The sequence below is a fragment of the Pseudoxanthomonas beigongshangi genome (assembly GCF_016820515.1).
Lineage (GTDB): Bacteria > Pseudomonadota > Gammaproteobacteria > Xanthomonadales > Xanthomonadaceae > Pseudoxanthomonas_A > Pseudoxanthomonas_A beigongshangi.
The window spans coordinates 133,408-158,879 of the sequence record NZ_JADHDV010000009.1 but is presented as its reverse complement, the minus strand read 5'-3'; the positions used below and the strand labels follow the sequence as shown (position 1 = coordinate 158,879).

Below are 25,472 nucleotides of genomic sequence, written 5' to 3'. Positions count from 1 at the left end.
GTGTCTACAGAACTCTGGCCGGTCCAGAAAGCTCTCAACGCACGCCCATAGAATTTCTTGTTGGCGCTTTCATATCTAAAAACCTAAGCCACTATTTGCATTCGCCCACATGAGAAATCCGCCAGAGAAGACGTATTTCTCTCACTCTCCCCCAGCGTCCATCTCTTCAATTGGCTCCCAGAGCCCTCGAAAAGGAAAATCCGGCTCAATCAATCGCCATTTTTTCCCAGTCGCAACCTCTTTGAACCACCTCCCCCCAAAAACCTCTCCACTTCCATAGTTCGGATCGCAGGAAATTTCCTCAGCAAATCCATCTCTCACACAGCCATCCAGATACGATAGAAAGCGATGATATTCAGACATCGAATTGAAACCGTGAATTGAGTGCCATTGATATTTATTCATCACGAATCCATTTTGGATCGACCTTTGGAATATATATCTGATTCCCACCCCCGACCAAGCCCCTCTGCGCTGCAGCCGCGCCTTCATATATCCGGGTACCTGCGGGCACATCAGCAGTAATAACTCTTGTGGCGGCATTTCCCCAGTTCTGATCCAAGGCGGAATCAATCACCGACTGCAAAGGCCCTTGAGGCTTTATGGACGTCCAAAAGCTACCAGCCGGATTTCCTTTGTCGGATATTACTCTATACAACGTCGTATTCGATTCGAGAGTTCGTGCGGTATAGCTAGCACTCCTAAAAGTATTCGCGACATCGCGTGAAAGAGGCCCAGGGTTTATTGGCCCATATCTAATAGCACCCGTCACACCGGCTGCCTCACCCAATCCCATCGCAATAGTGGTTGTCGTTGCTGGATTGGCCAACGCAACCATACCCAGTTCCCAAGCACCAAAGCCTAAAGCCGGAGCCGAAACAGCGGCCAAAGACACGCCGATCGCGGGCCCAAGCCAATCCTTGTCGCTGCGAGGAGGGGTTTTAAGATACGTACCGGCCTGTTTTGAAATCACCTCAAAATCACGTGACCATCGCCCATCGGGATCTGTGAATCTGTATGGATTATTGTTCGCGTACCAGTATCGANACCTCAAAATCACGTGACCATCGCCCATCGGGATCTGTGAATCTGTATGGATTATTGTTCGCGTACCAGTATCGATTGAAGTTGGCACCCGGACTGGAGTACGCCGTCACCGGGTCCACCGACAGGAACCGCCCAATAACCGGGTCGTAGTACCGCTGCTGCATGTAGGTCAGCCCGGTGGCCGCATCCTGCACATGCCCGGTGTAGCCTGGACCATCGTTCACTGGCTGGGTCAGTACCCGCCCATAAGGCTCGTACTCGTTGCGTTCGACCACATTGCGACTGGCATCGGTCATCAGCACCACCGAGCCCAGGGCATCGGTATGCACATAGCGCACCGTCTGTGCCTGTGCGCCAGCCCAAAGGCTCAATAGCATCAGGCAGAGCAATGTCCCCAAGCCTGCTTTCCATCGCGCATTCATCTTCATCCTCTCACTTCCCGTGATGGCACTTCCGCGTGGGCTTCATACGTGACAACTCAGCGTATGTAAATCTCGTAAATTTCGCAGCCGTAAACCCTGACATCCAGTCGGCGCTGGCTGATGAGCGCCGAAGTCAGCGTGGCCAGCAAGGCGTTGCCGCTGGCCTGGTTGTCGTAGAACTTGTGAACCGGCTGCGGAAGGTTGCCGCACTCGGTGCCGCGCTTTGAGAACCACACATAGTGGGCGGCGGTGTTCTGGTAGGTTCCGATTTGCGTCACCAGAACGTCGCTGAGTACTTCCAGCGGATAGACCGGCGGCTCGGCGGCCGCCGCCATCAGTTCTGTATTGACTGGCGCGGGTGCCGCCAGTGGCGTGGCATCCATGCGCGGAGGGGTGTCTTGCACCTGCGCCAGTGACGGGGCCGCGAGGGTGGCCAGCAGTGCCAGGAGGGTGGATTTCATTCCATTCAACATGAGGTCTTTTTCCAGGTGTCGTCAATCAAGGGCTGAGCAGCAGTTGGTACAGCAACAGCATGGGATTGTTGGCCTGGTGTTTGACGCCAGGGTTGGCCACTGCCGCACAGACGCCAGCGGCATTGCATGACAGCACGCGATAGCTGTAGCTGCCCGAAGGCCGGTCCAGCGAAGTCCAGCCCGGCGTGGCGCCGTCGTACACGGCAGTCCAGGTCATGCCGTCAATACTCTCTTCGACGACGTAGCGCACTGCACCCGACACGGCCGACCAGTTCACATAGGTGGTGGCACGTACCGGCAGCGAGGCCGGCCAGTCCACCTCGGCGACCAGGCTCCCCCCCAGTTGGATGTAGTCCGTGGCTTTGCCCATGCGCTGGTTCTGTTGGTAGCGCAGCACACCCGCCTGGTCGTAGAAGGAGAACAATGCTCCTCCCGCCTGCTGCGAGCGGGTGCGCCGACCGTGGGCATCGTACTGATAGGATTCGGCGTTCCTGACTTCGCGCAGTCGATTGCCGTAGTCGAAAATATGGGCGGTGCCGTTGCGATTGCCCAGGTTGCCTTGCACGTCATAACCCAGGCCGATGACCGTGGCCCCCGCACAGCCACCGGTCTTGACATTGGTCAGACGCCAGGAAGGGTCATAGCAATAATGGTGGTCACGCCCTGGCGCCACCACGCGGGTCAGGTTGTCCAGCACGTCATAGCCGTATTGGGCGACACCGAACATGGGAGACTCGACGCGCACAAGACGGTCCAGACCGTCGTATTCCATCGTCCGGTTGCCACGCTGGTTGCGGCCCGCAGCACCGTCTGCAATGGCAGTCAGGTTGCCGTTCTTGTCGTAGCTGTACCCATCCCGCAACAACGCGGTGCCGCCATAGGCATCCTGGCTGACTTCCGGCAACTGCCGCGCGTTCTGGGTCAGCGTATGGACGATGCCGTTGCCATAGCTGAATTGCTTGATGGCGCCGTTGGGGTAATAGCTCACCGACTTGGCATAGGTACCCGTCTGGGTCGGCTGGCCCAACGCATTTGGAAGATAGGCGACTGTTTGCCCACTCGGATAACGCACGCTGCTCAGGTTGCCACTGGTGTCATAGTCGTAGCCCAGCGTCCAGGTAGCGCCATCCGCGCGCGCCAGCGCTTCGGCCCTGGGCAGTCCACGCCGGAAGTAGGCGTAGCTGTTGTAGGTATACACCCCGTCATTCAAGGTACTGACCTGCTTGACTTGTCCCCCCGGCCAGTACTGCCAGCGCTGGTTGCCCTGCCCATCCGGGAACGTCAGCGAGTTCAGACGTTGGCGTGCGTCGTAGCTGCGCAAGACCCAACGCCCCGACGCCGCGGCCAGCGCCGTGCTGCATTCGGCCAGACTCGACAAGGTCAAGCCCGAGGCCGAACCGATGAGCAGGCCAGCCGCGTCATAGCCCATCACCGTTGTACCGGTCTCCGGCTCGACCATCTTGCACAATCGCTGGCGCTCGTCATAGACATAGCTTCGTTCCAGTACCGGCTCGCCCACGCCACCGCGCCGGGTGATGCGGGTGGGCTTGCCCCAGGCGTCGCGGGTGATGTCGGTAATCGCCCCCAGCGGCTGCTGTTCGATGCGTATTGGCCAGTCATAACTGGGCTGGTCATAAGCCTGATAGGAAGTGATGCTCACTTGCCCCTTCGGGCTGGTGACTTTTGTCTTGAATCCAGCCTCATAGGCCGTGAGCGTGGTCAAGGGTCCCGATTCGCTGTCCTGGCTGACGGAGGTCACCCGTCCCAGCGCGTCATAAAAGCTCCAGATGCCCTTCAAGGCGCTGTCGTTGATGCTGGTGAGGCTACTGACCGGATAGGACTGGAACTCCAGCTGCCCCTCCGCGTCGTAGCGCTTGACCACCAGGCTATGCGTGGCCGCGATGGTGGTCCCGTTGGTATTGTCGAATTGCTCTTCCAGCACCGGCCGCCACAAGGCATCGAAATGCTTGACGCGCCGCGCCGCGCCGGTATCCACGATCTGAATCCAATAGCCAGCCGGCAGGCCATAACGTCCCACGGCGCTCGGGGCAAAGCTCTGTGTCGTACGGGCCCAGGCGCTGTTGTTGCAAACACCGGCGGTTGTCTCCGACGGATGGGTGATGCTCGCCAGCCGGCCCATCGCATCGTAGGTGTAGCAAGTGGTATAGCCGCCCTCGTCCGTGACCGAGTCGATCCAGCCATTGCCATTCACCACCGCCGACTGCGTTGTGCTGTCGGCATAGGTGATGGTCTGCGGGATACCGCGCTTCCAATTGGTGAATGTGGTGACGTTGTTGTTGCCGTCCTTGACCGTCCTGAGCGTGCCCAGCTGCCCCGTGTCCACAGGCGAGGCCACATCGTAAGTAAATACCTGGGGCACACGACCGAACTCACTGGTCTGCGTCGGCAACGCCTTCCAACCATAGACGGTGCTGCTGGTCTCCACCCCGTTGGTCGTCGTCCGTTTGACTTGCCCCATTACCCACAACGCCGGATCGTCGTAGTACTCGATGGTTTCAGTTTTGCTGTAGGTCTGTGCCTCGCCCGCCAACGGCAACGCCAGCAACATCCCCAGTACTGCCCGCTTCATGCCCCGCCTCCATGCCAATCGCACATCACAAAACGACATTGTCCTATTGCGGAGCGCTGGCCTTGTCAATCTTCAAGGGCCGGACGAATCCATCAAAGCAATACCTTCCTTCACAGTCGGCCCTGACCCTCCAACTGTGGTTGATCCCATCCACCCACTCAACCTTCTCGATCAAAGGAGCATTCAAGTTGTCATGGCCATCAAACATGCCAGTGCCCGTAGGGAACTGTATCCCCACGTACTCCGGAAAATTCTGATTCGCGGCATTCTCAAGATACTTGTAGCTGATGCGCCGCAAGACAGTGGAACCAGCCCCCGACTCCTCTTCGATTACCTTTCCAAACGTCTTTGCAAAACCAAACTTGTATCTCGTGAACTTCCCGGTCGAGTCCGACACCACCGTGCGCGCCTGATATGGTGAAGTCCATCCCGGCTCGTAACTGTAGTTGCGGACATAGGTTGAAAGTCCAGGGCCAGACACCGTCATCTTGTAAAGAGATGCCATCTGGTAGACGGAGGGGTACGGCACAATTGGCCCGATATCGGATCCACCTCCACCAGCGACATGCTGATAATAACAGCGCGCTTCGCCATGATTTGTTCCATGCAATATCTTGCGCAAGTCGAATTTCGCGGTAGCCCCTGAAGGACTCCTTATCGATACATAGGCGGCATCACCATATCCGGGCGCGACAGACGTCGACTTTGTTCCTACGTTTATTCTGCAGATCGCCCAAACCTCCAGCGGCCGATACCAATTGATGCTGCGCAAGTTGTTGGAGATCTCGTACCCCCAAGAACTCCCGTCTGGATTGGTCACAGTGCTCAATGAGCCAAGATTCCCCTCATACGCATAGGTCCAGGTCCGTCCGAATGAGGAAACTTGCACCAATCTCCCGCCGGAGTACCCGAAAGACATCACTGTCTCGCCATTGTGGACAATTGAACTCAGATGAAACGGGTTGTCAGCGTCAAATTTGTATTCAGTCTTGTTCCCGAACCTGTCAATGACTTCAGTCGCATACAGGAACGATTGCATCCTTGGAACAGCCAGCGCCACCCAGCATCCTTGATGCGTTGCGAGAGCGGATTCAGGCGACCGATAAATGTTCTGACTCGCACCCGAGCAGGTGCTGTCGTTGATATTTCCCGCAAACCTTTTTGCAAACCAGTTGAAGTGATAAATCGTGCCGTTGGGCAAAGTCACCCGAAAACCCTCTCCGCGCCCATTCTTCAGCGTATCAAGGCACGAAATCTTCCAATGGCTCGGCGTGGTGCCCACATAGCTTCGCCCGTCCTGTGGACTGGCTGTTCCACTTATGGATTCCTTGACGGATTCCATTCCATGACCAGGAACATTGATGCTTATCCCGGAAAAATAATATTCAGGCCTGTAGGTGACCTGGAAAAAGGTTCCGACCCCATAAATGGTGGGTAACTCACCAAGATAGGTACAGCGTTTGAGGCGACTCTCATCATTTGACCAATTTGAACCTGGCCAACTATCGCCGTAACCAGCGGCGAATATTCCCGTCATGTAAGGAATATCAAGCTCCCATGGCGTTGCGGGCATACTCGAAAAATCAGTGCCGCTACCCAACTCGTCCGTGCTGAATTCCGTCGGACTCAGTTTCCGCCCGAAGGTTATTGAGCCAGAATTTGTCTGGACGACCACATCCGTCGTGCGGAAAGAGACCCCACCGTCCTGGAGATTCACGGACTGACCAAAATCCTCAACGGTCATCGGCTCAATCACTTGAGCCGCTTTTGTCCGACTATTGTAGTTGTCTATGACGGATGCTCCATACGCGTTGGAGCACATGAGAATCCCGGCGCATATCACCGTCCTAAGCTTTCTTTGCATGTCATTCCCTTTAAGATTCTTCCCCTACCCAGAATCCTTGTTGATCCGCCGCGCCTGCCTGGAGGCGTACGGCATGCAGCCCCGGATTCATCGGCCCCTTGCGGATGATCTCCATGACTCTCCCCGTGTCGCTCCCGCATTTTCCTTGATCAGGGCACCTGATTGGCAGTTGACAATCGATCTTCCTGCCTTGTCAACCATCCAGAGCAAGAGCCAGCCAACTCACTTTAATTTTTCTTTTGCAAGACCTCATTGTTGGATGCAGGCGTCCATCCGTGTTCATCCCCAATTCGACGACACGATACTGGCAAGCATCCCACGAGGAGGCGCCTGGCCAGCGAAGGACTATCATCCAGCGCTGCGGTGAACCCGTGTACCGTTCTTACTCACGAAGACGCGCCAATGCTATCGCCCCCCTGTGTTGCGTGGCTAACGCACTGATACATACCCACCTGGCACGCCCTTCGGCGACAGCACCACCTGCCACAGCTGCGAGCGCCGGCTGCGGAATGTCGCCATCGAGGCAGCCAGATAGAAACGCCACATGCGACGGAAACGTTCGTCGTAGCGGGCATCCAGATTTGGCCAGGCGCGTTCGACGTTGGTGCGCCACGCCTGGAGGGTGCGATCGTAGTCGGTGCCGAAGCTGTGCCAGTCCTCCAGCACGAACAGGCCTTCGCTGGCCTGCGCGATCTGCGCGGCGGACGGCAGCATGGAGTTGGGGAATATGTATTTTCCAATCCACGGATCGGTGTGGTTGACCGAGCGATTGGTGCCAATGGTGTGCAGCAGGAACAGGCCGTGCTCCGGCAGGACGCGGCGGGCGATTTCGAAATAGGTGCGGTAGTTCTTGACGCCGACGTGTTCGAACATGCCCAGCGAGAAGGCGGCGTCGAAGGGTTCGTGCAGGTCGCGATAATCCTGCAGGCGGATCTCGATGGGCAGGCCCTTGCACAACTCGCGGGCGTATTCGGCCTGCTCCTTCGAGATGGTCACGCCGACGCCGGAAATGCCGTAGCGTTCGGCGGCGAACTTCAATGCCTCGCCCCAGCCGCAGCCGATGTCCAGCACGCGCATGCCGGGTTTCAGTTGCAGCTTGCGGCAGACCAGATCCAGCTTGGCCGCCTGCGCGTCGTCGAGGTTGACGGCCTGGCGCCAGTAGCCGCAGCTGTAGACCAGGCGCGCGCCGAGCATGGCGTGGTAGAGATCGTTGCCCAGATCGTAATGGCGCTCGCCGACCTCGCGGCTGCGGCGGCGGGTCTGCGGGTTGAACAGGCGCGCGAACAAGGCGTCGCGGATTTCGCCGGTGCCGTGCACGCGCTCGTCCAGACGTGCGTTCAATACGTGGAACAGGAAACCATCCAGCGATTCGGCATCCCAGTCGCCATCCATGTAGCCTTCGCCCAGGCCCAGCGAGCCCTGCGCCAGCATCCGCGCGTAGGTGCGCGGTTCGTGTACCTGGATATCCCAGGGCCGGTCGCCGCCAATCCGCACATCTGCTTCCGCCAGCAGTCGTTCGACCCGTTGCGCGAAGCGTGACGTGCTCATGGCAGGCCCTGTTGTGCGAAGCCTATTGGGCGAACAGCCCGCTGTAGGCGGGCGCCAGGTGCGGACGCAGCACCGAGGCCGGGACGTCCACGGTCTGGGTGCCGTCGGCGTACGGCCCCACCTGGTAAGGCGGGAACACGAAGCGCAGCGCGCTGATGTGGCCGGTGGTGTCGAGGACCGGCACGAACTGGGCGAAGTTCTCCGCCTTGGGCTCGGTGCCGTCGTCGATCATGCGCGAGGCGTTCTTGAGCACTTCACTGCGTTCGGCCGGCTCCAGTTCGTCCGCATCCGCGCGCAGGGTGACGCCGGTGAGCAGTTGTTCGCGCACGTAATCGCTGATTGCCTGCCAGCCGGCGGGTTTGGCGATCAGATCATTGGCCGACAGCAGGTGGTTCTGCTGCGGCAACCAGACGAAGCGCGCGATCAGCGGCTGGCCGTGGGCGCCGCCGGTATAGCGGCTGCCGTCGGCGGCGACCGCGACGACCTGCGGGGTTTCCAGCAGCTTTTCGAAGCTGAGCGAGAGTTCGTAGGGCGCGGTCGGCTTGTCGTTGCCGAAGCCGTCCACCGCTTCCATCAGCTCACCGCGGGCGGCGTGCGCGTAATCCGACAGCGCTTTGGCAAGACCGGGGTAACGATCGATGCCCGGCGGATAGGTGATGCCGACGACGTAGCGCTCGTTGGTCTCGATGACGTCCTTGAGTTCGACCGGCGCTTCCGGCGCGACGGGGCTGGTGGCGGGCGCTCCGGCTTCGGGCGTGGCGGCGGTCGGCGGCTGGGCGGCGTCGGGTTCGCGCTTGCACGCGACCAATGCCAGCACCAGGGTCGCGGCCAGCAGGGAAATGCGATGGACCTGTTTCACGTCAGGGGCTCCTTCCACTCAACGAGGCGACAGTTTATGCCGCGTCGCAGCAGCGCTCCAGCCCCGGCCGCGGGAATACAGTGTTCACGCCAGCAGGGTCACGCCCGGAAAATCACGCCAGCAGGTCGGCGTACTCGGGGTGGCGCTGGACGTAGACCGCCGAGTACGAGCAGGCCGGCACCACCTTCCAGCCGGCGGCCCGCGCGTGGTCGAGCGCGGCCTTGACCAGTTGCGCGGCGATGCCGCGTCCGCCGATGGCCTCCGGCACGCCGGTGTGCTCGATGACCATGCGGCCGTCGCGCAGGCGGTAGATCAGTTCGGCCTCGTGCCCGTCCACCGAGGTGGAAAAGCGCTGGCCATCGGGGTCGTGCTGAATCGTGATGTCCATCACTATCTCATTGAATATTCGGGGGTTCCATTCTGCCCGCGTGGCCGGGAATGCGACAGAAGCCGACGCGGCGCGTCACTCTTGGTCACGTCAAAAAGCTGACGGACAGCGCTATTTCACAGTGTTTTCACTCCGGGCACCGGGTTGGCACGGTCTGTGCGTAATCCCCGGCAAGCAATCCGGTAGGGAACACCCATGAGCGCCAACGATCATCCGTCCGAGACCGCATCCGTCGCCAGCGATTTCACCCTGCTGGAAGGCCTGTTCCAGTTGACCGTCACCGGGCATACCGAGGACTGGGAATTCGAGCGCCTCAACAATGCCGTGTACGAGCGCCTGCTGTCCAACTACGCGCAGGAAGAAGTCGGCACCATCAAGCTGTCCAAGACGATGATGGCGGGCTGAGGCGCCGCCTCGCCCATCTCCGCATCGCGCGGCTTCCCGGTTCGCCTGCGCAACCGGGAAGCCCCGCCGGAAAGCCCGTTCCGGGCCCGGCCTCCGGCTTACCTACTCTTCTCCACGATGATCGCGCTTGCCCTGGTTGCGGCGATCACGGGCACTCATGCTGCCCTGGATGGCCTTCATCCGGCTTTCGGCGGCGTGCAGATCCACCTGCTTGGCAGCGGCGCCGGATGACTGGAAACCATCGGCCTGCGGCGGGATGCCGCCGTGGGCCTGATCCAGTTGCTGCCAAGGTGCGGGTTCGCGATCCTGCTGCTGTTTCTCGGCCAACAGTTCGCGGGTGCGCGCCAATGCCTGCTCGGGACTGATCCGGCGCTTGCGGGCGGTCGCGCGCTTGCGGGGCGCGGAAGTCGCGGTGCGCTTGCGCGTCACCTTGCTGGCCGGCGCCTTCTTCGCGGCGGTTTTCCGGGTCGCTGTCTTCTTCACCGCGACCTTCCCGACCGCGGCTTTCTTCGCGGCGGCTTTCTTGGCGACGGCCTTCTTGGCCGCGACCTTCTTCCGCGTGACCTTGCTGGCCGCCGTCTTCTTCGCGGGCGCCTTGGCCCGCTGGCTGGCGGTTGCCTTGCGCGTGGCGGTCTTCTTCGCGGTTTTCGTGGTCTTCCGCACGGTCTTGCCGGCCGTTCCAGCGCCGGCCTTGCGGACGCGGGCGCCCGCCTTTTTCGCCGTGGCCTTGCTGGCGGTCTTTGCCACGGTCTTCCGGGTGGCCTTCTTCGCGGTCTTCTTTGCCGCTTTCTTCGCGGCCTTGCGGGGCGTGCTGCGTGTACGTGTTGCCATATTGCCTCCACGGGTGTGGTTCACCCGTGGGATAACACAGCGGATCTTCAGATCAGGTGATTGGCGCCGCCGCGTTCAGCTGCCGAAACGGCTCAGCTGGGCAAGGAAATGGTTCAGCACCTTGGGCTCCATGGCAATCATGAAGAGCACGCCATAGGCGGCGCCGGCCAGGTGCGCGCCGTGGTTGACGTTGTCGCCGCCGCGCTTGTCCATCCATATGCTGTAGGCCACGTAGAGGACGGCGAACACGATCGCCGGCATCGGGATGAAGAACACGCCGATCATCGCCCACGGATTGATCAGGATGAACGCGAACAGCACCGCCGACACCGCGCCCGACGCGCCCAGGCTGCGGTAGTTGGGATCCTTCTGGTGCTTGAGGTAGGTCGGCAGGATCGAGACCACCAGCGCCGACAGGTAGAAGCCGATGTAGACCAGCACGCTGCCGGTCAGCTCGGTGACCACGCCTTCCATGATCCGGCCGAAGAAGAACAGCGTGACCATGTTGAACAGCAGGTGCCAGATGTCGGCGTGGATGAAGCCGTAGGTCACCAGCCGGTCGTACTGCTTGTTGCGGTCGATGGCCGGCGGCCAAAGGATCAGGCGGCCGGCCAGCGCGGGCGTGCGGAACGCCAGCAGCGAAACCACCGAGGTGATCAGGATCAGAATCAGGGTAATGGGGGCTTGCATGGGGGATTCTCAGACCGCGCGGTAGTTGTCCTGCATCGGATAGCTCCGCGCGTAAAGGGCGAACACGAGCGCCGCCAGGAAGGCGAAGCCGGCGAAGAAGAACATCAGGAACGCATTCTCGCTCAATCCGGTGCTGGCGATGTGGGCGGTGACGGTGTCGTTGCGGACGCCGGCGTTGGTCAGCAGGACCCACAGGCTGCCGAAGGTGCTGGTCAGGTACCAGAACGCCATGATCACGCCCTTCATGGCCTGGGTCGCCTGGCTGTAGGCGAATTCCAGCGCGGTCGCCGAGACCAGGATCTCGCCGAAGGTCAGCAGCGCGTACGGCAGGATCTGCCAGGCCAGCGAGACGGGGTCGCCGCCGTCCATCCACAGCTGCAGGGTGCCGGCGACCACCCAGGCCAGACCGGAGAACGCGATGCCCCAGCCCATCCGGCGCAACGGCGTGGGCTCGAAGCCGAGCTTGCGCAGGGCCGGGTACAGCACCAGGTTGTTGAACGGAATGAGCAGCATGACCATCGCCGGGTTCAGCGCCTGCAACTGGCCGGCGTCCTTGATCAGCCAGCCCGGCCACCACCAGACACCCTCGGGCATCACCATTTCCTTGCCCTGCAGGACCCAGGTGGAGGCCTTCTGGTCGAACAGCGACCAGAACGGAGTGACCAGCGCGAACACGATCAGGATGCGCAGCACCGCGCGCACGCTGTCCACCGCCGCATCGGGATGCCGGCCGCGCGCGCGTTCCAGTTGCATCGAAGCGCCCCAGCCGCCGAAGGCGATCAGCACGCCCAGCGCCAGGCACGCGGAAATGACGAATCCGAAGTCGTCCGGCCACCAGCCCGGCGCCAGGCCGAGCATTGACAGCGCCCACAGCACCAGCAGCGCCACCGCGATGACCACGCCCGCCATCGCCACCAGATATCCCCAGCGCCCCTCGCCTTCGCGGCGCGCGGCCAGCGCGGTGCGCACCACCCGCAGGAACGAATCCGGATCCTCGCCCGAGGGCGGCACGTTGACGTACTGCTTGCGCCCCAGCCAGAAGATGAAGGTGGCGATGAACATCAGGACGCCGGGGATGCCGAACGCCACCGCCGGTCCGTAACTGTGCAGGAACAGCGGCATCAGCAGCGAGGCGAAGAACGAACCGAAGTTGATGGTCCAGTAAAACGCATCAAAGACGATCTTGGCCTTGTTCTTGTTGCTCTGATCGAACTGGTCGCCGACGAAGGAGACCACCAGCGGCTTGATGCCGCCCGAGCCCAGCGCGATCAGGAACAGGCCGGTGTAGAAACCGGTGCGATGACTCTCGAACAAGGCCAGGCACGCATGGCCGGCACAGTAGATCAGCGAGAACCACAACACCGTGTTGTACTTGCCGAAGTAGCGATCCGACAGCCAGCCGCCCAGCAGCGGGAAGAAGTACACGCCGATGACGAAGCTGTGGAAGACGTCCTTGGCCACGCCCTGGCGCTCGGCCTCGGGCAGGTAGGCCAGCAGGATGCTGCTGGCCAGGAACTGCACCAGGATGTTGCGCATCCCGTAGAAGCTGAACCGCTCGCAGGCCTCGTTGCCGATGATGTAGGGAATCTGCCGAGGCAGTCGGCCGGCGGTGGCTTCGCTGGAAGTGGTCATCCGGTGTTCCGTTGGCAAATTGCGGGAAGGTTACCGTATCCGGTCCGGGGGGTCGAACCTCCTTGGTCATGCTGGGCGCGGCCGTTTCAGCCCGGCATCATGCGGGGCTTTCGCCCCTCCGGATACCGCCCATGATCCGTCCGCTCCACGCCGCCATCCTGCTCGCCCTCGCCCTGCCCGCCCTGCCGACGGCCTCCGCATCCGCCGCCACGGCGGATCTGGCCACCGTGTCCGAGCAGTTCGGATTCGTCCGCACGGGCCGCTACGAGGAAGTCATCGCGCTGTGCGATCGCTTCGCCAAGGCGTATCCGAAGGCGGTGCGCTGCATCGAGTTCGGCACCACCCCGGAAGGCCGGCCGATGAAGGCGCTGGTCGCCTCGACCCGCGGCGCGTTCACCCCGGATCAGGCGCGCCGGCAGAACCTGCCGGTGGTGTTGATCCAGGGCGGCATCCACGCCGGCGAAATCGACGGCAAGGACGCCGGTTTCCTGGCACTGCGCGAGGTGCTGGAAGGCAAGGCCGCCGCCGGATCGCTGGACAAGCTGGTGTGGGTGTTCGTGCCGGTGTTCAACGTCGACGGCCATGAGCGCTTCGGCGCCTGGAACCGCCCCAACCAGCGCGGCCCGGTGGAAATGGGCTGGCGCGTGACCGCGCAGAACTACAACCTCAACCGCGACTACGTGAAGGCCGACGCGCCGGAAATGCAGGCGATGCTGCGGCTGGTGCAGCAGTGGGATCCGCTGGCCTACGTGGATCTGCACGCCACCGACGGCGCCCAGTTCGAGCACGACATCTCGGTGCAGGTGGAACCGGTGCACGCCGGCGACGAGGGACTGCGCGTGGCCGGTCGCGCGCTGCGCGACGGCGTGCTGGCGGATCTGGCCAAGCAGGGCTCGCTGCCGCTGCCCTACTACCCGTCCTTCGTGGTCGGCGACGATCCGAGTTCCGGCTTCGAGGACAGCGTGGCTCCGCCGCGTTTCTCGCACGGCTATTTCCTGCTGCGCAATCGCATCGGCGTGCTGGTGGAAACGCATTCCTGGAAGGAATATCCGGTGCGCGTGAAGATCACCCGCAACACCATCGTCGCGACCCTGGACCAGATCGCCGCGCACGGCGCCGACTGGCTGAAGGCCGCGCAGCAGGCCGACGCGGCGGCGGCGAAGCTGGCCGGCCAGCCGGTGCCGCTGGAATGGGCGGCCAGCAAGCAAAGCCACACCGTCGAGTTCCGCGGCTACGAGTACACCCGCACACCGTCGGACGTGTCCGGCGCGCTGATGACCCGCTACGACGAAACCAGGCCGCAGATCTGGAAAGTGCCGATGCGCGACGATCTGCATCCCTCGCTCAGCATCCCCGCGCCGGGTGCCGGTTATCTGGTGCCGGCGGCCTACGCCGGCTGGGTCGGCGAAAAGCTGAAGCAGCACGGTATCGAGTTCCGTCGCGTACCGGCGCTGGCGAAGGAAAATGTGGAGGCGTTCCGCGCCACCCGCACCCGTTTCGGCGCGCAGCCGGTGGAAACCCACCAGCGCCTGACCGTGGAAGGCGCATGGGCGCCGGAAGCGCGCGACGTGCCGGCCGGTTCGCTGTTCGTGCCGATTGCCCAGCCCAAGTCGCGCCTGCTGATGGCGCTGCTGGAACCGCAGGGGCCCGACTCGCTGGCCGCGTGGGGCGAATTCAACAGCGCGTTCGAACGCAAGGAATACATGGAGGACTACGTCGCCGAGGACGTGGCCCGCAAGATGCTGCAGGACCCGGCGGTGAAGGCGGCGTTCGAGCAGAAACTGAAGGACGATCCGGAGTTCGCCAGGAATCCGGGCGCGCGCCTGGAGTTCTTCTACCGCCGCCATCCGGCATGGGACGAGCGCTTCAATCTGTATCCGATCTATCGGACCAGTCGGGTTCCATGATGGTCTGAGGGGCTTCGGCCTTCATGGCCCCGCAGGAATCCATGCACATCGCGTCATCCCGGCCAAAGCCGGGGTCCGTGTTCGAGGAACAACAAAGCAGCGGAGCAAGCTCCGCTCTACCGATGCGTAGAGCCGAGCTTGCTCGGCTGCCCTTGCCAGGAACCCGCGGCCGCCCTACTCGACCTTCATGATGCCGCGTCGCGGGGCGATGTTGCCCAACGTGTTCGCGGTGACCGGCGCGCCCAGCTCGATCAGGACTTCGCGCTGCTGCGCGACCGGCGTGCGCAGCGTCTTTTCCTCGAATGCGGCCAGCGCGCGGAAGGCCGGCAATGCCAGCGCGCGTTCGACGAAGGCGGCCGTGCGCGGCCAGAGCGCGGCGTCGATCTGGTAGCGCACGAACGCGGCATTGCGGAAGAACGCGGCGATGGCGATGTCGGCCGCGCCGACCTCGCCGAACAGGAAGCCTTGGGCCGGCAACTGCGCTTCCAGGTAATCCAGCGCCTCCGGCAGTTCCTCCTCGCGCGCCTTGCGCACGACCTCCTCGTCCGGGGTCTCGTTGAACAGGTAACGCTTGACGCCCAACTGGTAGAACATCCGCCAGATGATCACCTCGCCCAGCCGCGAGTCGGCGAATTCCTCCAGCCAGCGCGCGCGGGCGCGGTCGCGCGGCGCGGCGGGATACAGCGACGGGGTCGGTTGCAGATCTTCCAGGTATTCGCAAATGACCGTCGAGTCGTTGAGGACGAAATCGCCGTCGATCAACACGGGGATGCGCCGCAGCGGACTCAATCGCGAGAAGGTCTCGTCGCCGATGAAGGGGGCGAACGGGTCGATCCGGTAGTCGATGCCCTTCAGTTGCAGGCAGACCAGCACCTTGCGCACGTAGGGCGACAGGTAGTTGCCCAGGATCGTCACGGGTTCGCGCATGCGCCGGCTCCATTGGAAGTGCCGCGAGCCTGCGGGCTGCGGCGGGCCGGGTCAAGCCTCAGCCCAGCGCGGTATCCAGCGCCATCATCAGGCAGAAGCCGATGGCCAGGCCCAGAGTGGCGAAGCCGCCGTGTCCGTGGCGGTTGGATTCGGGAATGACGCTGTGCGCGACCGCGGTCAGCATCGCGCCGGCGGCGAAGGCCAGACCCCACGGCAGCAATGCGGCGGAAATGCCCACCGCCCACGCGCTCAGCACCGCCGCCGCCGGTTCGACCACGCCCGAGAACGCGCCGATGAACACCGCCTTGGCCCGCGCCATTCCGGCACCGGCCAGGATCAGCGCCACCACCAGTCCTTCCGGAACGTCCTGCAGGGCGATGCCCATCGCCAGCCCCGCCGCGCCCGGCAGGTGGCCACCCGCCGCGACGCCCACCGCCATGCCCTCGGGCACGTTGTGCAGCAGGATCGCGAACACGAACACCAGCACGCGCGCCGGCACCAGCGGCGTGTCGGGATGCGCTTCGACCGGTTCGTCCACCAGCACCCGGTCCAGTCCCAGCAGTGCCAGCGCGCCCAGCAGCAGGCCGCCGCTGATGAGTGCCGCCGCGCCCCAGCGTCCGTAGCCGATGCGTTCGGCCGCTTCCAGTCCGGGCAGCACCAGCGAAAAGGCCGTTGCCGCCAGCATCACCCCGGCGCCGAAACCGAGCAGGCCGTCGGCCAGCCGCTGCGGCAGGCCGCGCACCACCAGCACCGGCACCGCGCCCAGCGCGGTGGCCAGTGCGCACAAGGCGCCGCCTCGCCAGCCGGCCGCCGCGCCCGTCGCATCGGCGGGCGCCGCCGCCAGCGTCCACAGGCTCGCCGCCACGATCGCCGCGGTGGCGACCAGGTACGGCCAGGCGTTGGCCTGGCGGAAAGCCAGCGGTTGCAGCACGCGATTCATGGTCGGCGGGCTCCGGAACGGGCGCGCACGCGCGCCCGGCATGCGTCCGATACTAGCGCCGCTGCGGTCACGCGGCCATTCGGAAGCGCCGATGGCGGTGTTCGATGCGCCCTATCGCCCCGGCGATGGCGCGTTCACATGTACTTCCAGTTGCGCGGCTTGCCCTCGACCAGCCACTCCACCGACTGGGCGATGCGACGCTGGCGGGTGTCCTCGCGCTTGGCCTCGGTCACCCATTCCACGTATTCGCGCTGCTGGCTGGGACTGAAGCCTTCGAACGCGGACAGCGCCTTGCGTTGCTTCTTCAGCGCGGCGAGGAAATCCGCCGGCGGTTGCGGCGCCGGACGCGGCGTCGCCTGCTTGCGCGGCCCCGCCGCCTTGACGCCTTCCTCGTTCAACTTCATCGCCTTGCGGATCAATGGCAGCAGTTGCTTCTTCGGCGGGATGTCGGCCAGCCGGGTCATCTTGCCGAAGCTGCCCATGCCGTCGCGCGGCACGCCTTCTCCGACCACCAGCGCATGCTTCCAGAAACCGAACGAGGCGTGCTGCTTGAACGCCGCCATCCCGCACAGGATGCCGCCGGCATACACGAAAGTGGGCATGCCCCACTTGATCGTTTCCTCCACCTGCGGGCACGCCTCGTGGACGATTCCGCGCAGCTTCTCCAGGATCGGCTGCGCGAATTCGGCCGACCTGGCGATGTAGGCGTCGATGCGGGGATCGTGCCGGGCCATGGGATCGCTCCGTGGGACGTGGCGCCACTCTAGCGCGCCGGGTGCCACCTCGCGCGCGTCCGTCACGGAGGGTGAAGCTTCGCGCGACTATCCTGCCGGTTTCATCAAAGGAAGGAACAGGACATGGTCTCCCGTCTCGCGCTCCCCGCGGCCCTGCTGCTCGCCCTGGCCGCCTGCCAGCCGAAGCCGGCGGGCGATGCTCCCGCCACGCCCGCCGCGACGGCCCCTGCGGCGGCGGCCACCATCACCGGCGCGGCCCGCTATCGCGAACGGATCGCGCCACCGCCGGGCGCGGTGCTGACCGTGCAGTTGATCGACAACCAGTTGGCCGACACGCCGACGGCGATCATCGCCAGCGCCGAGATCAAGGATGCCAAAGGCCCGCCGTTCGCTTTCGAACTGCCCTACGACGCTAGCAAGCTGCGGCCCAACGGCAGCTACGGCCTGCATGCCAGCCTGCGCGACGCCGGCGGCAAGCTCTGGTTCGTCACCGACACCCGCACGAGCGTGGTGCCCGGCAGCGGCCAGCCGGCCAACCTGTCGATGATCCGGGTGGCCGCGGAACCGGCGTCCGCCGCGCCGCTGAAGACCCAGTGGCAGTGCGGCGACCAGCGCATCGCCGCGACCTTCGACAACGGTGCGGCCGACAACGTCACCCTGGACGTGGACGGCAAGCCGCTGGTGCTGCCGCATGCGGTGTCCGCCTCCGGCGCGCGCTATGCCGACAACGCAGGCAACGAGTTCTGGACCAAGGGCCGCGAAGGCATGCTGACCCTGGCCGGCAAGGACAAGCTGGATTGCAGCCAGACCGAGACGGCATCGCCGTGGGATGCGGCGCGCGAGCGCGGCGTCGCCTTCCGCGCGGTCGGCAACGAGCCGGGCTGGCTGGTCGAAGTCGGCGCCGGCAAGGCGCCGTCGCTGCATGCGGAACTGGACTACGGCGAACGCAAGCTCGATGTCGCCTCCGCCGAGGCCACCGCGAACGGATTCCGTGGCCGCACCGCCGATGGCGTCGACGTCGCCCTGGTCGCCACGCGCAAGGCCTGCCAGGACGACATGAGCGGACAGGACTTCCCCGCCACCGCCGAACTGACGGTGGGCGACAAGACCTATCGCGGCTGCGGCCGCTTCCTGGCGGAGTGATCGTCATGCCGCGCCGTTCCCGCCATCGTTCCGGGTTCCGCAAGCCCGCCATCATCATCACTGTCCTGCTGCTCCTGGTCGCCGGCTGGTTCTGGCAGCAGCAGCGCGCGCGCCACGATGCGGTCGGCGAGGCGCCGCCATCGATCGCCGCCGATGCCGGCGGGCCGGGCGCGCGCGCCGAACTGCCGCTGCCACCAATCGAATCGACCCGGGTGGACGCGGCCGCCACCGCGCCGGCGGTGCCGCCACCACCGGCGCCTTCGGCGTCCCCGGCGCCGGCCTCCGGCGACGCCCAGGCCGGATTGCCGGCGTTCCTGCCGCCGGAGGCGCACCGGACCCTGGCGCTGATCGCGCGGGGCGGACCGTTCCCGAACCGACAGGACGGCAGCGTGTTCGGAAATCGCGAGGGTCGGCTGCCCGCGCGCCAACGCGGCTACTATCGCGAATACACCGTGGACACCCCGGGGCTGGATCACCGCGGCGCGCGGCGCATCGTCACCGGCGGCCAGCCGCCGGTGGAGTACTACTACACGGATGATCACTATGAGACTTTCCGCCGTTTCGACGTGCCCGCGCAGGTGAACCGATGACCGACTCCGGTTTCGACCTCGGCCTGGGCGACGCGCGCCAGGCCGGCGTGTTCTTCGTCACCAGCGAGGATCTGGATTCCCTGGGCGCCGCCGGCCGGGACGCCGGGCTGGGCGTGCGCCGGGTGGACCTGTCCGGCTGCGAGAACAAGGCCTCGCTGATGCTGCGGCTGGCGACCCAACTGGATTTCCCGGACAGCACCGGCCGCAACTGGGACGCGCTGTCCGACAACCTGCGCGATCTGTCCTGGCTGCCGGCGCCGGGCTACGTGCTGCTGCTGGATCAGGGCGCGGAGCTGCGCGAGCGCGACGAGGGCGTGTTCGACACGCTGCTGGACGTGCTGGACGAGGCCGCGCAGTTCTGGACCGCGCAGGAAGTGCCGTTCTGGGCCTTCCTGGCGCTGGACGAGGACGATTTCGAGGACATGGACGCGCAGTTGTCCTGATCCGGCCGCGCGCCGTGCGATCATGGCGCATGAGCGAATTCAGCACCCTGCCCCTCCTCGACGGCCTGCGCCCCGGCGTCGAGGCCCTGGGCTACACCCATCTGACCCCCGTGCAGGCCGAGAGCCTGCCCGCCATCCTGGCCGGCCGCGACGTGATCGCCCAGGCCCCGACCGGCAGCGGCAAGACCGCCGCGTTCGGCCTGGGCCTGCTGCAACGGCTCGATCCCGCCTTGGTCCGCGCGCAGGCGCTGGTGCTGTGCCCGACCCGCGAACTGGCCGACCAGGTCGCCCAGCAGATCCGCAAGCTGGCGATCGGCATTCCGAACCTCAAGGTCACCCTGCTGTGCGGCGGCATGCCGCTGGGTCCGCAGATCGCCTCGCTGGAGGCGCACGACCCGCACGTGGTGGTCGGCACGCCCGGGCGGGTGCAGGAACTGATGCGCAAGAAGATCCTGCACCTGGGCGGCATCCGCACGCTGGTGCTGGACGAGGCGGATCGGATGCTGGACATGGGCTTCGAGGAGCCGATCCGCGAAATCATCGGCAGGACCCCGCCGGACCGGCAGAGCCTGCTGTTCTCGGCCACCTTCCCCGAGGCCATCCGGACGATGGCGCGCACCAGCCTGCGCGACCCGCTGGAAGTCACCGTGGCCGCGCCGGAGGACGCCCGTACCGGCATTGAGCAGCGTTTCATCGAGGTCGAGCCGGCGCGCAAGCAGATCGCCCTGGCCGGCCTGCTGGCGGCGGAGCGGCCGGAATCAGCGGTGGTGTTCTGCAATACCCGCAAGGACACCGACGAGGTTGCGGTCTCGCTTCAGCATTTCGGTTTCTCCGCGCTGGCCCTGCACGGCGAGATGGAGCAGCGTGACCGCGAGGAAGTACTGGTGCGCTTCGCCAACCGCAGCTGCAACGTGCTGGTCGCCAGCGACGTCGCCGCCCGCGGGCTGGACATCGACGACCTGGCGGCGGTGATCAACTACGACCTGCCCAGCGACGTGGACACCTACATCCACCGCATCGGCCGCACCGGCCGCGCCGGCCGCGACGGCCTGGCGATCAGCCTGACCACCCCGCGCGAGCGGCCGCGCACGGCGGCCATCGAGGAGCGGTTGGGCCAACCGCTGCGCTGGGACCGCGCGCTGCCGCCAGCGCCACGCGCCGGTAGCGCGCCCTCCGCCGCGATGAGCACGCTGCGGATTGATGCGGGCAAGACCGACAAGCTGCGCCCGGGCGACATCCTCGGCGCGCTGACCGGCGACGCCGGCCTGCCGGCCGCGTCCATCGGCAAGATCGCCATCTTCGCCACCCGCTCCTACGTGGCGGTCGAACGCGGCAAGGCCGCGCAGGCGCTGGCCCGGCTCAACGCCGGCCGGATCAAGGGCCGCAGCTTCCGGGTGCGCCGGATCTGAGGCGCGAGCGGGACGCTGGCCGGGGGATTCGGGAAGGGCTCGCGGCGGGACGCCGCTCCTACCGCGGGGCTTGGCGTTCCGCGTGGGTAGGAGCGGCGTCCCGCCGCGAGCTCCTAGCGGGGTCTTTGCAAACCGCTCTCCTTGCGGGATCTCCGCGAACCAGCTTCGCCCGAATCCCCACGGCGCCCCCCAAACAGCGGGCACAAAAAAACGCCGGGGTTCGCACCCCGGCGTTTCTGCTTTGACGCGAAGGTCAGCGCTGGATTACAGCGGCTGCACCTGGTCGGCCTGCATGCCCTTCTGGCCCTGCACCGCCACGAAGGTGACCGCCTGGCCTTCCTTCAGCGACTTGAAGCCGGTGCCCTGGATCGCGCGGAAGTGCACGAACAGGTCCGGGCCGCTCTGCGGGGTGATGAAGCCGAAGCCCTTGGCATCGTTGAACCACTTGACGGTTCCGGTCTGACGCTCAGACATCTTTACTAACTCCTGAAACATGGTTTGGGTTGAAAAATCGCGGCGCCGGAACGTTCCGGACCGAGACTGAGTTTGCAGGCGTTGGTAAAGCGGGAAGATGTAGCAGATGTATCTACCGCATCAGGCTCACGATTCACGGTGACCCTGGCAAGCACAGTTCGCGCACTCTACCGGGCCTGCGGACCAAAAGCGACAGGTTTCCGACGCTTGGTGGTCCTTTTTCTTCAGTTTCGGTGGTTTCAACGGTTTTCGGGGCCGGATCCGGCCGCCGGACCCGTATCATGGCGCCCCCTTCCGACCCGTTCAGCCCGCCCATGGCGCTCAAGGCCACCGTCGTCAAAGCCGACCTCCAGATCAGCGACATGGACCGGCACCACTACGCTTCCTACCCGCTGACCCTGGCCCAGCACCCCTCCGAGACCGATACCCGGCTGATGGTGCGGGTGCTGGCGTTCGCCCTGTTCGCCGACGAGCGGCTGGAATTCGGCCGCGGCCTGAGCACCGAGGAGGACCCGGACCTGTGGCGCCGCGACTACACCGGCGACGTCGAGCTGTGGATCGACCTGGGCCAGCCGGACGAATCGCGCATCCGCCGGGCCTGCGGACGCGCCCGCGACGTGGTGGTGGTCAATTACGGCGGCCGCGCGGCGGATCTGTGGTGGGAAAAGAACGCCTCCGGGCTGGCGCGCCTGCGCAACCTGACCGTGCTGGACCTGTCCGCCGCCGACGTGGACGCGCTGACCTCGCTGTTCGCCCGCGGCATGCGCCTGAGCGTGATGATCCAGGACGGCGAAGTGCAGCTGATCGACGATGCCCGCACCGTCACCGTGATCCCGGCCCATCGCCAGCGCGCGGAAACCGCCCCGGCCTGACATGGCGCCAACCCATGACGTGATCATCATCGGCGCCGGCGCCGCCGGCCTGATGTGCGCGATGACCGCCGGCCAGCGCGGCCTGCGGGTGCTGGTGATCGAACACGCCAACAAGGTCGGCAAGAAAATCCTGATGTCCGGCGGCGGGCGCTGCAATTTCACCAACACCGGCGCCGGCCCGGCCAATTACCTTTCCGCCAATCCGCATTTCTGCAAATCGGCGCTGGCCCGCTACACGCCGGCCGACTTCATCGAACTGGTCGATCGCCACCGCATCGCCTATCACGAGAAGGAACTGGGCCAGTTGTTCTGCGACGTCTCATCCAAGCTCATCGTGAAGATGCTGCTGGACGAATGCCAAGCCACGCACGTGCGCATCGAGATCCCGTGCAGCGTCGAGCGGGTGCAGGCGGTGGACGGCGGTTTCCGCATCGCCACCTCGCATGGCGCATTCGCCGCGCCGTCGCTGGTGGTCGCCACCGGCGGGCTGTCGATCCCGAGCATGGGCGCCACCGGCTTCGGGTACGAACTGGCACGCCAGTTCGGCCACGCGGTGCTGCCGACCCGTGCCGGGCTGGTGCCGCTGACCCTCAGCGGCAAGCACCAGGAGCGCCTGCACGACCTCAGCGGCGTCGCCGTGCCGGTGGAAGCGCGCTGCGGCAAACAGGCGTTCCGCAACTTCATGCTGGTCACCCATCGCGGCGTGAGCGGTCCGGCGATCCTGCAGATTTCCTCCTACTGGCAGCCCGGCGACGACCTGCGGCTGGATCTGCTGCCCGGCCAGGACGCGCTGGCGTGGCTAAAGGAGCAGCAGGCGCAACGGCCCGCCGCCGAACTCAAGACGGTGCTGTCCGACGCCCTGCCGCGCCGCTTCGCCCAGCGCCTGTGCGAGGTGTGGCTGCCGAACCGGCCGATGCGCCAGTTCAACGAGCCGCAGTTGCGCGAGCTGGCCGGTGTGCTCGGTGCCTGGCCGCTGGTGGCCAGCGGCACCGAAGGCTATCGCACCGCCGAGGTCACCCTGGGCGGCGTGGACACCGACGGGCTGTCGTCCAGCACGATGATGTCGCGGCTTGTGCCGGGCCTGTTCTTCATCGGCGAAGTGGTCGACGTCACCGGCTGGCTGGGTGGCTACAACTTCCAGTGGGCCTGGGCATCGGGGCACGCGGCGGGGATGGCGGTTTAGGGCCTTCCGGCAGGCCAAAAGCAAAAGCAAATCCCCCTCGGTCCCCCTTCTTCGAAGGGGGAGGTAGAGCCGGGCTTGCCCGGCTGCGGGATGTCCGGATGACACGCGAAGGCTCCAACGGCAGCGGAACATGCTCCGCTCTACGTCCTGTAGAGCCGGGCTTGCTCGGCTGCGAATGGCTGGATAACAGGCTAAGGCCACGAAGCAGCGGAGCAAGCTCCGCTCTACGGGCGCATGGCCTGGGCGGCGAGTTCGAACGAGCGCAGGCGTTTGCCGTGGTCGAAGATGTTGGCGGTGAGCATGATCTCGTCCGGGCGGTGGCGGTCGACGAAGGCGCGGATGCCCTCGCGCACGGTGTCCACGCTGCCAATCACCGAACAGGCCAGCGCCTGCGCCACGCCGAGTTTCTCGTGCGGCTGCCAGAACGCCTCGATGTCCTCGATGGGCGGCGGCACCAGTCCCGGCTTGCCGCGGCGCAGGTTGACGAAGGCTTGCTGCTGGGTGGTGAACAGGTACTTCGCCTCTTCGTCGGTTTCCGCCGCCACCACGTTCAGCGCCAGCATTGCGTGGGGCTGGGCCAGGCGTGCGGATGGGCGGAAGTTGCGGTGATAGATCATCAGCGCCTGGTCCATCGCATCCGGCGCGAAGTGCGAGGCGAACGCGAACGGCAGGCCCAGCGCCGCCGACAGCTGCGCGCTGAACAGGCTGGAGCCGAGCAGCCACACCGGCACCTCGATGCCCGCGCCCGGCACCGCGCGCACCGCCTGATCCGGCTGCGCGGGTTCGAAGTAATGCAGCAGTTCGTTGACGTCCTGCGGGAACTGCTCGGCGTTGTCGAAATAGCGTCGCAGCGCGCGCGCCGTCGGTTGATCGGTGCCCGGCGCGCGGCCCAGGCCGAGATCGATGCGATCCGGATACAGCGACGCCAGGGTGCCGAATTGCTCGGCCACCTGCAGCGGCGAATGATTGGGCAGCATCACCCCGCCCGCTCCCACCCGGATGCGCGAGGTCGCGCCAGCCACGTTTCCGATCAGCACCGCGGTGGCGGCGCTGGCGATGCCGGGCATGTTGTGGTGTTCGGCCAGCCAGTAGCGCTGGTAGCCCCAGGCTTCGGCATGTTGCGCCAGATCGCGCATGTTGGCGAAGGCGCGGGAAATGTCGCTGCCTTCGCAGACGGGAGCGAGATCGAGCAACGAATAGGGAATCATGGCAACTCCTGGCAGGCGATGCCTCCGTCGTGGGGCCAGCGCGCCCGGCTTTCCAGCCCGGCATTCGGGATAGTGAATCCCGTGAACATCCTTCCCGTTCTTGTGGGAGCGACGTAAGTCGCGAAGGAATGCCGGCAATGCCTCATCGCGACTTACGTCGCTCCCACAAGGGTTGTTTCCACAAAGCGGTGGAGATCAGCTCAACAGATCGAACGGACCGCCCTGCTGGAGCGCGCGTTGGTAGGCTGGCCGCGCATGGATGCGCGCCAGGAAATCGGCGAGTTTCGGGTGGCGCTCCAGCCCCGTCCGCGCGGCGGCGGCTTCCACCGGGAAGCTCATCTGGATGTCGGCGGCGCTGAAGTTCTCACCAGCGAACCAGCGCGCCTTGCCCAGTTCGGCTTCCATGTAATCCAGGTGCAGGCGGACCTGCGGGGCCACGAAGCCCTGCAATGCCTTGTCCGCGATCGAGCGCGCGATCGGCCGCGCGAAGAACGGCATCGGCGCCTTCTTCAGCCGCGAGAACACCAGGCTCAGCAACATCGGCGGCATCGCGGAACCTTCGGCGTAATGCAGCCAGTAGCGGTAGCGCAGGTGTTCGGCCGTGCCCGGCGACGGCGCGAACGCGCGCGCGGCGTCATAGCGTTCGACCAGGTATTCCAGCACCGCGCCCGATTCGGCCAGCGTGTTGCCGCCGTCCACCAGCACCGGCGACTTCCCCAGCGGATGCACCGCGCGCAGCGACGGCGGCGCCAGCAGGGTCTGCGGATCGCGCTGGTAGCGGACCACGGTGTAGTCCAGGCCCAGTTCCTCCAGCAGCCACAACACGCGCTGGGAACGGGAATTGTTGAGATGGTGGACGGTGATCATCGGCGGCCTCCGGCGTGAAGCCGCAT

The 25,472-nt window shown here is 65.0% G+C and carries 26 protein-coding genes; 8 read left to right on the top strand and 18 right to left on the bottom strand.

The annotated features are described in order from the left end of the window. Window positions 1-141 precede the first annotated feature (141 nt). The 9 genes from IQ458_RS09100 to IQ458_RS09060 form a co-directional block, all read right to left on the bottom strand. Window positions 142-405, bottom strand: a complete 264-nt coding sequence (locus tag IQ458_RS09100) for a hypothetical protein (RefSeq protein WP_203322591.1) — start codon at window positions 403-405, stop codon at window positions 142-144. Continuing rightward, a complete protein-coding gene (locus IQ458_RS09095; protein ID WP_203322590.1) occupies window positions 398-973 on the bottom strand; it encodes a hypothetical protein in 576 nt (191 codons plus the stop codon). Before IQ458_RS09095 ends, IQ458_RS09100 begins: the two co-directional genes overlap by 8 nt. A 49-nt stretch (window positions 974-1,022) precedes the next feature. Then, the gene (locus IQ458_RS09090; protein WP_484573275.1) at window positions 1,023-1,424 is read right to left on the bottom strand and encodes an RHS repeat-associated core domain-containing protein; all 402 of its coding nucleotides are present in this window, start codon (window positions 1,422-1,424) and stop codon (window positions 1,023-1,025) included. Between the two features lie 101 nt (window positions 1,425-1,525). Then, window positions 1,526-1,930, bottom strand: a complete 405-nt coding sequence (locus IQ458_RS09085; RefSeq protein WP_203322588.1) for a hypothetical protein — start codon at window positions 1,928-1,930, stop codon at window positions 1,526-1,528. Window positions 1,931-1,967: 37 nt separating this feature from the next. Beyond that, window positions 1,968-4,532, bottom strand: a complete 2,565-nt coding sequence (locus IQ458_RS09080; protein ID WP_203322587.1) for an RHS repeat domain-containing protein — start codon at window positions 4,530-4,532, stop codon at window positions 1,968-1,970. 43 nt (window positions 4,533-4,575) lie between these two features. Beyond that, window positions 4,576-6,396 carry a hypothetical protein gene (locus tag IQ458_RS09075; RefSeq protein ID WP_203322586.1) on the bottom strand — a complete coding sequence of 607 codons (1,821 nt, stop codon included), beginning with the start codon at window positions 6,394-6,396 and terminating at the stop codon, window positions 4,576-4,578. A 429-nt stretch (window positions 6,397-6,825) separates the two neighbouring features. Continuing rightward, window positions 6,826-7,944 (bottom strand): cyclopropane fatty acyl phospholipid synthase, encoded by a 1,119-nt coding sequence (gene cfa, locus IQ458_RS09070; protein WP_203322585.1) that lies wholly within the window; start codon window positions 7,942-7,944, stop codon window positions 6,826-6,828. 22 nt (window positions 7,945-7,966) lie between these two features. Further along, on the bottom strand, window positions 7,967-8,803 hold the full coding sequence (locus IQ458_RS09065) for a DUF3298 and DUF4163 domain-containing protein (RefSeq protein ID WP_203322584.1): 837 nt from the start codon (window positions 8,801-8,803) through the stop codon (window positions 7,967-7,969). 112 nt (window positions 8,804-8,915) lie between these two features. Then, window positions 8,916-9,191, bottom strand: a complete 276-nt coding sequence (locus tag IQ458_RS09060) for a GNAT family N-acetyltransferase (protein ID WP_183641977.1) — start codon at window positions 9,189-9,191, stop codon at window positions 8,916-8,918. Window positions 9,192-9,386: 195 nt separating this feature from the next. Here IQ458_RS09060 and IQ458_RS09055 point away from each other — a divergent pair, with 195 nt between their 5' ends. After that, the gene (locus IQ458_RS09055) at window positions 9,387-9,596 is read left to right on the top strand and encodes a hypothetical protein (protein ID WP_183641980.1); all 210 of its coding nucleotides are present in this window, start codon (window positions 9,387-9,389) and stop codon (window positions 9,594-9,596) included. A 102-nt stretch (window positions 9,597-9,698) separates the two neighbouring features. Here the strand turns inward: IQ458_RS09055 and IQ458_RS09050 are convergent, their stop codons facing one another. The 3 genes from IQ458_RS09050 to IQ458_RS09040 all read right to left on the bottom strand — a co-directional run bounded on the left by IQ458_RS09050 (window position 9,699) and on the right by IQ458_RS09040 (window position 12,749). Next, window positions 9,699-10,427, bottom strand: coding sequence for a hypothetical protein (locus IQ458_RS09050; protein WP_203322583.1), 729 nt, complete (start codon window positions 10,425-10,427; stop codon window positions 9,699-9,701). Window positions 10,428-10,502: 75 nt separating this feature from the next. After that, window positions 10,503-11,117 carry a rhomboid family intramembrane serine protease gene (locus IQ458_RS09045; RefSeq protein ID WP_192197688.1) on the bottom strand — a complete coding sequence of 205 codons (615 nt, stop codon included), beginning with the start codon at window positions 11,115-11,117 and terminating at the stop codon, window positions 10,503-10,505. Between the two features lie 9 nt (window positions 11,118-11,126). Next, entirely contained in the window at window positions 11,127-12,749 is a 1,623-nt protein-coding gene (locus IQ458_RS09040; RefSeq protein ID WP_203322582.1) for a POT-type proton-dependent oligopeptide transporter, read from the bottom strand. A gap of 131 nt (window positions 12,750-12,880) precedes the next feature. Between IQ458_RS09040 and IQ458_RS09035 the strand changes: the two genes are divergently transcribed. Further along, window positions 12,881-14,656: a M14 family metallopeptidase gene (locus tag IQ458_RS09035; RefSeq protein WP_203322581.1), complete on the top strand. Its 1,776-nt coding sequence runs from the start codon at window positions 12,881-12,883 to the stop codon at window positions 14,654-14,656. 174 nt (window positions 14,657-14,830) lie between these two features. Here the strand turns inward: IQ458_RS09035 and IQ458_RS09030 are convergent, their stop codons facing one another. From IQ458_RS09030 to IQ458_RS09020, 3 genes are all read right to left on the bottom strand, one after another. Further along, window positions 14,831-15,583, bottom strand: coding sequence for a glutathione S-transferase family protein (locus IQ458_RS09030; RefSeq protein ID WP_203322580.1), 753 nt, complete (start codon window positions 15,581-15,583; stop codon window positions 14,831-14,833). Between the two features lie 58 nt (window positions 15,584-15,641). Continuing rightward, window positions 15,642-16,523, bottom strand: a complete 882-nt coding sequence (locus tag IQ458_RS09025) for a ZIP family metal transporter (protein WP_141453142.1) — start codon at window positions 16,521-16,523, stop codon at window positions 15,642-15,644. Between the two features lie 134 nt (window positions 16,524-16,657). Beyond that, window positions 16,658-17,257 (bottom strand): YdeI/OmpD-associated family protein, encoded by a 600-nt coding sequence (locus tag IQ458_RS09020; protein WP_203322579.1) that lies wholly within the window; start codon window positions 17,255-17,257, stop codon window positions 16,658-16,660. A 123-nt stretch (window positions 17,258-17,380) separates the two neighbouring features. Here IQ458_RS09020 and IQ458_RS09015 point away from each other — a divergent pair, with 123 nt between their 5' ends. From IQ458_RS09015 to dbpA, 4 genes are read left to right on the top strand one after another with little or no spacing between them, the layout of a single operon-like run. After that, complete coding sequence (locus tag IQ458_RS09015) at window positions 17,381-18,400, top strand: MliC family protein (RefSeq protein ID WP_203322578.1); 1,020 nt, start codon at window positions 17,381-17,383, stop codon at window positions 18,398-18,400. 5 nt (window positions 18,401-18,405) lie between these two features. After that, a complete protein-coding gene (locus IQ458_RS09010; protein ID WP_203322577.1) occupies window positions 18,406-18,990 on the top strand; it encodes a ribonuclease domain-containing protein in 585 nt (194 codons plus the stop codon). Further along, window positions 18,987-19,433, top strand: a complete 447-nt coding sequence (locus tag IQ458_RS09005) for a barstar family protein (RefSeq protein ID WP_192197681.1) — start codon at window positions 18,987-18,989, stop codon at window positions 19,431-19,433. The genes IQ458_RS09010 and IQ458_RS09005 overlap by 4 nt, the downstream gene beginning before the upstream one ends. 29 nt (window positions 19,434-19,462) lie before the next feature. Continuing rightward, window positions 19,463-20,842 carry an ATP-dependent RNA helicase DbpA gene (dbpA, locus tag IQ458_RS09000; protein WP_203322576.1) on the top strand — a complete coding sequence of 460 codons (1,380 nt, stop codon included), beginning with the start codon at window positions 19,463-19,465 and terminating at the stop codon, window positions 20,840-20,842. 264 nt (window positions 20,843-21,106) lie between these two features. Here dbpA and IQ458_RS08995 read toward each other — a convergent pair whose 3' ends face one another. Next, window positions 21,107-21,316, bottom strand: coding sequence for a cold-shock protein (locus tag IQ458_RS08995; protein WP_079722614.1), 210 nt, complete (start codon window positions 21,314-21,316; stop codon window positions 21,107-21,109). A gap of 314 nt (window positions 21,317-21,630) precedes the next feature. Between IQ458_RS08995 and IQ458_RS08990 the strand changes: the two genes are divergently transcribed. Both IQ458_RS08990 and IQ458_RS08985 read left to right on the top strand, forming a co-directional pair. Then, window positions 21,631-22,188 (top strand): YaeQ family protein, encoded by a 558-nt coding sequence (locus IQ458_RS08990; RefSeq protein WP_183644694.1) that lies wholly within the window; start codon window positions 21,631-21,633, stop codon window positions 22,186-22,188. Between the two features lies 1 nt (window position 22,189). Next, on the top strand, window positions 22,190-23,371 hold the full coding sequence (locus IQ458_RS08985; protein WP_203322575.1) for a BaiN/RdsA family NAD(P)/FAD-dependent oxidoreductase: 1,182 nt from the start codon (window positions 22,190-22,192) through the stop codon (window positions 23,369-23,371). Window positions 23,372-23,595: 224 nt separating this feature from the next. On the opposite strand, the gene IQ458_RS08980 is transcribed toward IQ458_RS08985, so the two are convergent. Together IQ458_RS08980 and IQ458_RS08975 are read right to left on the bottom strand one after the other, a co-directional pair. Continuing rightward, entirely contained in the window at window positions 23,596-24,579 is a 984-nt protein-coding gene (locus tag IQ458_RS08980; protein WP_203322574.1) for an LLM class flavin-dependent oxidoreductase, read from the bottom strand. Window positions 24,580-24,774: 195 nt separating this feature from the next. Then, on the bottom strand, window positions 24,775-25,446 hold the full coding sequence (locus IQ458_RS08975) for a glutathione S-transferase (protein WP_203322573.1): 672 nt from the start codon (window positions 25,444-25,446) through the stop codon (window positions 24,775-24,777). Window positions 25,447-25,472 lie beyond the last annotated feature (26 nt).

Coding starts and splice junctions, on each gene's coding strand:
- IQ458_RS09100 (WP_203322591.1), bottom strand. CDS start 405: ATGAATAAATATCAATGGCACTCAATTCACGGTTTCAATTCGATGTCT.
- IQ458_RS09085 (WP_203322588.1), bottom strand. CDS start 1,930: ATGAAATCCACCCTCCTGGCACTGCTGGCCACCCTCGCGGCCCCGTCA.
- IQ458_RS09080 (WP_203322587.1), bottom strand. CDS start 4,532: ATGAAGCGGGCAGTACTGGGGATGTTGCTGGCGTTGCCGTTGGCGGGC.
- IQ458_RS09075 (WP_203322586.1), bottom strand. CDS start 6,396: ATGCAAAGAAAGCTTAGGACGGTGATATGCGCCGGGATTCTCATGTGC.
- cfa (WP_203322585.1), bottom strand. CDS start 7,944: ATGAGCACGTCACGCTTCGCGCAACGGGTCGAACGACTGCTGGCGGAA.
- IQ458_RS09060 (WP_183641977.1), bottom strand. CDS start 9,191: ATGGACATCACGATTCAGCACGACCCCGATGGCCAGCGCTTTTCCACC.
- IQ458_RS09055 (WP_183641980.1), top strand. CDS start 9,387: ATGAGCGCCAACGATCATCCGTCCGAGACCGCATCCGTCGCCAGCGAT.
- IQ458_RS09050 (WP_203322583.1), bottom strand. CDS start 10,427: ATGGCAACACGTACACGCAGCACGCCCCGCAAGGCCGCGAAGAAAGCG.
- IQ458_RS09045 (WP_192197688.1), bottom strand. CDS start 11,117: ATGCAAGCCCCCATTACCCTGATTCTGATCCTGATCACCTCGGTGGTT.
- IQ458_RS09040 (WP_203322582.1), bottom strand. CDS start 12,749: ATGACCACTTCCAGCGAAGCCACCGCCGGCCGACTGCCTCGGCAGATT.
- IQ458_RS09035 (WP_203322581.1), top strand. CDS start 12,881: ATGATCCGTCCGCTCCACGCCGCCATCCTGCTCGCCCTCGCCCTGCCC.
- IQ458_RS09030 (WP_203322580.1), bottom strand. CDS start 15,583: ATGCGCGAACCCGTGACGATCCTGGGCAACTACCTGTCGCCCTACGTG.
- IQ458_RS09025 (WP_141453142.1), bottom strand. CDS start 16,523: ATGAATCGCGTGCTGCAACCGCTGGCTTTCCGCCAGGCCAACGCCTGG.
- IQ458_RS09020 (WP_203322579.1), bottom strand. CDS start 17,257: ATGGCCCGGCACGATCCCCGCATCGACGCCTACATCGCCAGGTCGGCC.
- IQ458_RS09015 (WP_203322578.1), top strand. CDS start 17,381: ATGGTCTCCCGTCTCGCGCTCCCCGCGGCCCTGCTGCTCGCCCTGGCC.
- IQ458_RS09010 (WP_203322577.1), top strand. CDS start 18,406: ATGCCGCGCCGTTCCCGCCATCGTTCCGGGTTCCGCAAGCCCGCCATC.
- IQ458_RS09005 (WP_192197681.1), top strand. CDS start 18,987: ATGACCGACTCCGGTTTCGACCTCGGCCTGGGCGACGCGCGCCAGGCC.
- dbpA (WP_203322576.1), top strand. CDS start 19,463: ATGAGCGAATTCAGCACCCTGCCCCTCCTCGACGGCCTGCGCCCCGGC.
- IQ458_RS08995 (WP_079722614.1), bottom strand. CDS start 21,316: ATGTCTGAGCGTCAGACCGGAACCGTCAAGTGGTTCAACGATGCCAAG.
- IQ458_RS08990 (WP_183644694.1), top strand. CDS start 21,631: ATGGCGCTCAAGGCCACCGTCGTCAAAGCCGACCTCCAGATCAGCGAC.
- IQ458_RS08985 (WP_203322575.1), top strand. CDS start 22,190: ATGGCGCCAACCCATGACGTGATCATCATCGGCGCCGGCGCCGCCGGC.
- IQ458_RS08980 (WP_203322574.1), bottom strand. CDS start 24,579: ATGATTCCCTATTCGTTGCTCGATCTCGCTCCCGTCTGCGAAGGCAGC.
- IQ458_RS08975 (WP_203322573.1), bottom strand. CDS start 25,446: ATGATCACCGTCCACCATCTCAACAATTCCCGTTCCCAGCGCGTGTTG.